Annotated in this window: 5 protein-coding genes and 1 pseudogene; 2 read left to right on the top strand and 4 right to left on the bottom strand. The window is 40.1% G+C overall.

The window, feature by feature from the left end:
• The first annotated feature begins 1,236 nt into the window (after positions 1 to 1,236).
• Positions 1,237 to 2,214, top strand: a complete 978-nt coding sequence (locus NWP22_RS11545) for a ferredoxin family protein (RefSeq protein WP_271730971.1) — start codon at positions 1,237 to 1,239, stop codon at positions 2,212 to 2,214.
• 132 nt (positions 2,215 to 2,346) lie between these two features.
• On the opposite strand, the gene NWP22_RS11550 is transcribed toward NWP22_RS11545, so the two are convergent.
• The 4 genes from NWP22_RS11550 to NWP22_RS11565 all read right to left on the bottom strand — a co-directional run bounded on the left by NWP22_RS11550 (position 2,347) and on the right by NWP22_RS11565 (position 8,257).
• Entirely contained in the window at positions 2,347 to 4,227 is a 1,881-nt protein-coding gene (locus NWP22_RS11550) for an ABC transporter ATP-binding protein (RefSeq protein WP_271730973.1), read from the bottom strand.
• A gap of 195 nt (positions 4,228 to 4,422) precedes the next feature.
• On the bottom strand, positions 4,423 to 4,674 hold the full coding sequence (locus NWP22_RS11555) for a hypothetical protein (protein ID WP_271730974.1): 252 nt from the start codon (positions 4,672 to 4,674) through the stop codon (positions 4,423 to 4,425).
• Between the two features lie 71 nt (positions 4,675 to 4,745).
• The gene (gene ppc, locus NWP22_RS11560) at positions 4,746 to 7,886 is read right to left on the bottom strand and encodes a phosphoenolpyruvate carboxylase (RefSeq protein ID WP_271730976.1); all 3,141 of its coding nucleotides are present in this window, start codon (positions 7,884 to 7,886) and stop codon (positions 4,746 to 4,748) included.
• 113 nt (positions 7,887 to 7,999) lie between these two features.
• A complete protein-coding gene (locus tag NWP22_RS11565; protein WP_271730978.1) occupies positions 8,000 to 8,257 on the bottom strand; it encodes a hypothetical protein in 258 nt (85 codons plus the stop codon).
• A 558-nt stretch (positions 8,258 to 8,815) separates the two neighbouring features.
• Here NWP22_RS11565 and NWP22_RS11570 point away from each other — a divergent pair.
• Positions 8,816 to 8,942, top strand: a pseudogene (locus tag NWP22_RS11570) (photosystem II q(b) protein); the annotation flags it as partial.

The following is an 8,942-nucleotide window of genomic DNA, read 5'->3' on the forward strand; positions in this document are numbered from 1 at the left end:
CAGGGAACAGGGAACACACCGAACAGAGATTAAGAAGGAATATTCAGGCATTTTCTTCAATAACCAACATTATTTCCCTTATACGGTAAGCCTTTTCGGATTTTATCAAAACAATTTAGCATATTAGGTACTGAAGAACCAAAAAAATTAACTATTGTAGGGTGCGTTACGGATTTCATAGTAACGCATCATCATTGCGCCTTTGGTGGTTGAATAGCTACCAACATTGTTTACCTGGGAATTGAAACAAAATTGCGACATTAGCTTGAACTAACTGTCAAAAACTCCCTCATATATAGCTTTTCCCATGCTCGTGAGGTACAATTTTTTTTAGTTTGAGGGAATAGGGAATAGGGAATTGGTGTGTACTTCATGAGACTGAAAAAGGCTTTATAACTATCTGATAATTTATGTACTGATTGAATATTAGAATAATCTATGTATAAGATTGAAAGTTCCGATAGTTATAATGTTTGGTTTGGCTTGAATTACAACTCGATCAGGTATAATTGGATTAATGAATAAAAAATCAAGAATCAAACAAAATTGCCAACAGCAAAAAATGCGGGCATTTTGCCGTTATTACACTTAAAATCAGGTCTTTAGTTGAAAAAAAATGTGAATATATCTCAAGGATAAAGAAAATCAAACCCATGTATCACAAATCATCCTGATATTGGTTTTGAATGCAACCAAGGATCACATTTTATCTTTTTTTAGAAAATTATTGAGAATATTTAGCAATATAGGTTAAGATTTTGATATATTAAAAGCAAGTAGTCTCATGGAATCCGGGAATAGGTGGGTATTTTTTCTGGATAAAAACAGGCAAACAACAGGATTTTTATGGCTACGCCACGCCAGCTATGGGTTTCAAGCCTTTTCCAGCCTTGATATATATCAAGTATTGCGCTGGGAGTCAGTATGGCTAGGCTACGCAAGCTACCAGGTAAACTCAGCAAGTAGAATCTTTTGAACCAGCTAATAAAAAAGAATACAAAATGAATTTGAAGGTTGCTGTAATATCTCTCCGGGGGTGAGTGAACTTTAATCTAGAGACTTTGTTAACCAGAAAGAAATTTATTAAAAATGATGCTATAAAGTGCCTACCTGCTTGTTACTAGTAAATGCAGATTATTCTCGTTTATTGCTCAGGGTTGAAGCATCGTAGCCAAAATTACATGAGTTTTTTCTCATAATCTTCTGTTCATACAATTCACTAATGAGTAAATTTCGATGAATACTTTTTTTTGTTCTGATCATGCACGAGAAGTCGGAGAAGATATTATTGGTAGTGCTACAAATTATCAAACATATATTTTAGTTGAATGTCCTCAACCCTGGACTTATGAGGCTTTTCAATCTAAATGGGTACCAAATAATTTACAGGTTCTAGTAGAGGAAGTCCGCTGTGCTAGATTACCCGTAAGGTTTCTTTTAATTGCGAATAATTATTCCCATAAAGTGGACTACACCACCCTTTTGATTTATCAAAAACAAGAGGGTATGAGTCATGGATACCAAAAATACGAGTTTAAACTACCACATATTGAACAAGTAGCGGGGGTGGTAAAACAATATTTATGGGGAAAAATATCCGACTATGAAATAGATACAGGTATAACTAGAGATATTTTAGTCTGTACCCACGGTAGCCATGATCAATGTTGCGCTAGATATGGTAGTCCTTTTTATTTCCAAGCTAGGACGACTGTTGCGGATTTGGAATGGGATCATGTCAGGATTTGGAAATCTAGCCATTTTGGTGGACATCGATTTGCACCAACAGCAATAGATTTACCAGATGGTAGATATTATGGTGTTCTCAATCAGGAATCCCTGAGGTCAATTTTAACTCGTACAGGTGATATAGAATCTCTCAGGAAAGTATATAGAGGCTGGGGAGTTCTACCTAGTGCGCTACAAATCTTAGAAAGAGAACTGATGTTATATCACGGGTGGGATTGGTTTAATTATCAAGTAGGGGGGAAAATTATTCAGCAGAGTTTAGATAACAATACAATTTTAGCCGAGTTAAGTTTTGAGGACTCACATGGTTCTCTATTTATTTACGAGGCGAAACTTGTCAAAGACAAAACAAGAACACTGGAAATCAAGGGTTCTTGTAATGCCAAAGAAAATTCTGTATTTGTCAAATATGCTGTAGATAGTATGAGAATTGTATGTAATAAAGTTGCAACTTTGAGTAATTAAGGCTTGCTGATTTACAAAAATCATGAGGTTGTTATCTACCAAACAGCTAGTAAAAATAAGCTCTCAATCATGGCAAATTTTCAACAACAAAACTCAGGGTTTAACAAACCACACCTTTATACAAAACACCAGTTAAGAACCGAGCATTTGCAAATTATGTAACGTAGCATATAGTCCACCAGCTTGTAACAATTCCTCATGGCTTCCTGCTTCGACTAATTCACCTCGCTGCAACACAAAAATTCGATTTACATTGCGAATTGTGGACAGTCGGTGAGCGATAATAATTGCGGTACGCCTCACTAAAACTTGGTTTAATGCCTCTTGGACTAAGGTTTCTGTATTCACGTCTAAACTAGCGGTGGCTTCATCCAAAACTAGAATTTGTGGGTTACGAATTGCGGCACGTGCGAAGGCTAAAAGTTGCTTTTGACCACTAGAAATATTTGTGCCTCGTTGCCGCAGTTTAGTATCATACCCTTGGGGTAATTGTTCAATAAACTCAGCAATATTGGTTTTACTGGCAGCTTGTTTAATTTCTTCAAGGGGATAATAGTCGCCTAAAGTGATGTTACTTTTAACGTCACCAGCAAACAAAAAGCCTTCTTGCAAAATTACTGCCATATAGCGTCGCAAGTCCGCCTGTGCTAGCTCCCGAATATCTACGCCATCTAGTAAAATGCGCCCTTGGGTTGGTTCATAAAGACGGCACAATAGCCGAATAACTGAAGTTTTTCCCGCACCTGTGGGACCGACTAATGCGACTTTTTCGCCGGGATGAATTACGAAACTTAAGTTTTTAATTACATAATCATCGTCTTTGTAAGCAAACCAGACATTTTCAAAACGAATTTCTCCCAATTGTACAGGAGTTTCAAAATCTTGGTGTTCTATCTTACCAACTATTTCATCTATATAACCAAAAGTTGAATCAAATATAGAAAAGCGAGGATGACTAGTATCGCGGATTTCTATGGGTTCATCTAAAATGTTGATAATGCGTTCAATGGCGGTAAAACCAGCTTGGATGACGGTAAATTTTTCGGCAAAATCTCTTAAAGGGTCAAATAGTCGCTGGGCATATAAGATAAATGCTGCTAAAATTCCGAAGGTGAGGAAGTCACCTAAGAGCAACCAACCACCTAACAACAGAACCCCGGCGATCGCCATTAGTGCTATCCATTCTAAAGTTGCTGAAACAGCGGAATCGTAAAAAATGGTTTTATCTATTTCCTGGATGTAACGTTGATTTGTGTGGCGAAATAATTCGGCATTAAATTTTTCTCGTCGGAACAACTGGACTACATTAATACCAACTATATTTTCTTGTAACTGAGAATTTAAACTAGAAAGTTCTTCCCTTACCTTATAATTGGCTTGGCGGTACTTTTGCTGAAAGTAAATAATTAACCAAGTAATGGGTAGGAGTATCAGCAACAGCAAGCAAGCAAGTTTCCACTCAATGGAAAACATAATAGCGATGATCACCAGCATACTGAATACATTGGAGACAATACCGATGGCACCGGTGGAAAAGACATCCCCTAATACTTCCACATCGCTGGTGAGTCGAGTAATTAATTTACCTACGGGTGTACGGTCAAAAAAACGTACTGCTAAAGATGTGACATGGTGAAATAAATCCTGGCGTATTGCGGCTGTGATGTTTTGTCCCAGCTTTTGTAGTATATAACCCTGAATGCCAATTAATACCAGTCGGATGGCGATCGCTATAAGTATTAATATTAGTAGAATATTTAACCCTTCCCTCAAGGGGAGATTCCTGAGTAACTCATAGGTACTTGGTTCATTGCGAATCAGAGAAATCACCTGTCCAATCAACAGTGGTTGCACTGCGTTGGCTAATGCAATGGGTACAAGTAGGACTATTGCCAGTGTCAGCAGTTTTCCATGGCGACGAGCATAGGGCAATAGACGTAAAAATAACCGCCAGTCATTGTTATTTGAGCGGTTGTTCCGGTGGGATTTGTTTACAGATTGGTAATTGCTCATATTCACACTCCCACGGCTAAAAGCACATGGGATTCTTGCTTCATCTAGCCAACTTACTTAGAGGAGTTTCTTCCCATTCGCAGAGTCCACAAGCTTGATATTCCCTATGCCCCACATTACTATTTTATTTTACAATAATGTTTAGATAAAATCAATACTAAGTTGATCTTTGTCATCCTATTTAGGGTAGAAAGTCTAACTTTCTGTGCGTGTGATCGAACCGGCGATGAAGGCTCCCAAAACCGTACCCATCCATAATCCAGTTGTACTACCTTGCCATGTTGCTCCTGGTGTTACCCAAACATTACACATGACTTTTAAGCCCCAAGACTGGTTTTGACAGTTCTGGTTATGTAGCATTGATGTCATGTGTCCACCGATGTAAGCACCCAAAAGACCTAGTGTCACAGCTAAGAATGTGCAAGTTAAAAATCTATTTTTCATCATGATTAATGCTAGTTCTGGCAATGGTGGGTTACGCTACCCTAACCCACCCTACAGTTTTTGGTGTTCTTTGATCAACCTGTATTTCTCATCCCGGCGGCAATACCATTAATAGTTAACAGTGCGCCTCTGAGTAACTCGCCTTTGCTGTACCTAGAATTAATCACACCAGATGTAGCAGTTAGGTTACGTGATTCACGCAAGCGTTTGAGTAGGGAAACTTGGATGAAACCTAAAGGTAAAATCGTACCATTACGTAACTGTACTGAACGCTGCAAGACAGGATCGCCATCCAAGAGCCGAGTATGTCCAGTGATTTTCAGCACTAAATCTCTAGTGAGATAGAATTCGTTGGCAATTTGCTCGAATACTTTTTCTAGTCTGGCTTTATCTTCAGGATTAGCTAATTCTTCCACGTAGTGATGGGCCATTTGCATATCTACTTTGGCCAGGGTCATTTCTGCTTTGGAAATCACCATTTTGAAGAAAGGCCACTTGAGATAAAAGTAGCGTAGTAATTTCAGATGTTCTTCGGGTTCTTCATTGAGGAATCCCTGTAAAGCTGTACCAATACCATACCAAGAAGGCAATAAGAAACGGGTTTGTGTCCAGCTAAATACCCAGGGAATGGCGCGTAAACTGCTGAGGTCTTTTTTTCCTGATGGTCGCCGCGCTGGACGGGAGCTAATTTGTAACTGGCTAATTTCTTCAATGGGGGTAACTTGGTGGAAAAAGTCGATAAAATCCGGTTGCTCGTAAATCAACTGGCGGTAATGTTGACGCGATCGCCCGGCTAATTCTTCCATAATCTCATTCCAAGGTTCGATATCATCAAACCCTGTTCGTAGTAAACTAGCTTCAATTACCGCAGTGGTAATAGTTTCCAAGTTGTACATAGCTAAGTCTAGCAAGGAGTATTTAGAAGCTAATACTTCCCCCTGTTCAGTAATCTTAATGCGCCCATTGATACTGAGTCCCGGTTGAGCCAAAATCGCCTCGTAAGCTGGTCCCCCTCCCCTTCCCACGGAACCACCCCGCCCGTGGAATATTCGCAAATTTACACCGTATCCTTCAGCAATTTTCTGGAGTGATTTTTGGGCTTTATGGATTTCCCAGTTACTACTTAAAAAACCAGAATCTTTATTGCTGTCAGAATACCCTAGCATGACTTCCTGTAAATTGGGAGTGAGGGGGGAAGCTGTGGTGGGGATGGGTAATGATGAGCCGTTTTCTTGACTAGCTTTAACTGCTTCATAGCCACCGGCTAATAAAGCTCGATATAATGGCAATTCAAATAACTGTCGCATGACGCTTCTGGAGCGTTGTAAGTCTTCGACTGTCTCGAATAAGGGGACAACTTGAATGGTTCCCACGGCGATGGCGGGGTCAAACAGTCGGGATTCTTTGGCTAATAGTAACACTTCCAAGACATCGCTCACTTGCCGACACATACTGATAATGTATGTTTGGCAGATGTTGACACCAAACTCTTGCTGTAGCGATCGCAATATCCGGAAAGTTTCAATGACATCGTTAGTTTTTGCCGAAAATGGCAATTCTGACGGAATTAGCGGCCTGCGGGTTTGTAGTTCCCCTGTGAGCCAAGCAACTCGCTGTTCTTCGGATAGTTCGTTATAGGGTTGGGGTAGTATTTGCAGATATTCCAGAATCTCATTTAAAGCATCAGAATGTCTGGTGGATTCTTGGCGGATATCCAACTGAGTTAAGTTAAAGTCAAAAATTTCTACTTGACAGATGAGAGTTTCTAATTCCCCACAGCTTAAACCAGTTTCGGTTAAATTACGTGCAATTAACCGCAATTCTGCTAAAAACTCTGACCCGGAACGATACATGGGGGCTTCTTCTCCTAGGACTCCCCCACTCAGGTTATGGTCAACTTTCACGCCTATACTGGGTGATATTTCTCGGTTATACAAAGATAAATTGCGATCGCGAGTATTTTCCAACCGTCTGAGCACATAAGCCAGCTTTAACCGATAAGGTTCTTGGCGATATCGCAAAGCCAGTGCATCGTACACATCACTTAACTGGGACTGGTCTATCTCCAAAGATTCGAGCAAGTCTGGTAAGACATCGCTCCAGTGCATTGACACACTCAATAATTCAATGAGCTGTTTGACTGATTTAATATATCTTTCCAAAACCATTTGGCGCTGATAACAAGCTGTTTGCCAAGTGATTTCTGGTGTTACCGATGGGTTACCATCTCGATCTGAACCCACCCAAGAGCCAAAAGAGCAGAAGTTTTTATGGGGCGGTTCTAGCCAATTAAAAGTCTTACCCAATGCATATTTTAACCGCTTATAGAGTTGAGGAATGCCATCAAATAACACCTCTTGGAAGTAGTGTAAGGCATAATCTACTTCATCGAGTACCGTCGGTTTAAACTGGTGGAGTTCATCTGTGCGCCACCACAGGCGAATTTCTTCGAGTAATTGTTCTCGCAAATCCGCCCCTTCCCATGGATATCCGCCTACTGTCCCTTCATTGCGATTTTCTACCGCATCTAGTTTTTGCAGCAGGTTGACTACCCGCCTTTGCTTATCGCGGATGGTGTGACGAACTATTTCAGTTGGGTGGGCTGTGAACACTAAACGCACATCCAACTGTGAAATCAGGCGTTGAATTTGCTGGGGTGGCACATTTAGCCTAAATAAATGGGGAAACAAAGTAGCAAATGTACCTTTTTCTTTATTAGTTGATTTATTTACCCAAGTTGTTGTAGAGAATAGACTAATTGTCTGTGTACAAATTTCTTTTTCTTGGTTAACAATCAAGGCATCATCTTCTTGATGGTTAGAAGAATAGGCAGTGTGGGATAAAGTCCCTTCCTGAACTGTTTCTCCTTCCCCTGGTGAATAGCGAGTTAATTGCTGCCGCTGTTCATATTCCTGCTCTATGATGTTAATCAACTGGAAATACAATGCAAAAGCCCGAGCGGCTCGAATCGCCTCATTGATATTCAGTTGTTCAATCAACTTCACAGCAGATGCGGCCTGGTCATTTGTGGCTTGTCCTTCCGGCGAACATAAGCCCCGCAATTGTCGCAATAGTTCCACCATTGTTTGACCACATTCCTGTCGGAGTACTGATTCCCACAATTCTTCTACCACTTGCAACCGATGGCGCAAAAATAACTCTGAGGTAGGGTAAAAATTTACCCCTTGAGACAAACTGTATAAAATAGAACTCATAATTACTGCTCTTGTCAAGCTGATTACTGTTTACATCCTATAGACTTACATCCCATAGACGAAATTAATTCTCAGGGAAAAACCTTGAGGATTTTAGCTTCTAAATATATTTTTTAATCTGTTTGTCTACCTCTGGTGCTTGTATCCCAACTGTTGTTAACTGGAAAAGGGAGAATTGGCAGGCGATCGCCGCGAAACAATTCTTCACTAGCTTCGCCTATAGATTCTAGGGCTTTCACTGTGGCTTTTTCTGCGGTGAGGAGCAGTAGTACAGACGCTGTACCTATTTGTAAAAGAAAAGATGGGGGAATGCTCAACAAAGGCAGATTAAATCCGATATTCTCTGAAGATTTTTGGTTAGTAGAAGTCATTGCTAATTCTTAGTTGTTGGCTGATTGACACTCCCCTACCTCTAATGGTAGGTCTAGTTGCACCACGTGAGTAGGATTCAAGATTAATTAAATAGTCCCTGTCCTCCCTCGGTTTTGATGCTTTCGATTTTTCCATTCTCGGCGTAGTTTCTGAAGGTCTTTAGGTCTAATCCTAATCTATTCTACTGCTTCTCTTAGTGGTATCTGAGCATTTGTGGTGATATAGCATTTCCCATGCTCGTGAAATACAAAGTTTTTTAGTTTTTTGCAAACAGGTATTAAGGAACAAATTTTTGTGTACTTCATTAAGCATGAAAAAGACTTGATCATATGTGTGTGTTGTGTGTATGTTATCGGATTTGGGCAGCCCACAAAGTAACAAAAATGTTAGGGAGGGGGTTGATTGATCAAGGTATTGATAAGTAAATCTAATACTTGCAGCTAATTAAATCAGAAAATTTATATTTCACTAAAAGTAAATACATGTTAAGTTTATTAGAACGGACGGATAAAAAAACCGTCTAATTGGTTACAAAAATACATTGCAATCATAAACAAATGACCACAACCTTACAACAGCGCCAAAGCGCCAACGTATGGGATCGCTTCTGCGAGTGGATCACCAGCACCGATAACCGGATTTACATCGGTTGGTTCGGCGTACTCATGATCCCCACCCTCCTAG

Origin of the sequence: Anabaenopsis tanganyikae CS-531, assembly GCF_029891675.1 — a bacterium.
GTDB classification, from domain to species: Bacteria; Cyanobacteriota; Cyanobacteriia; order Cyanobacteriales; family Nostocaceae; genus Anabaenopsis; species Anabaenopsis arnoldii.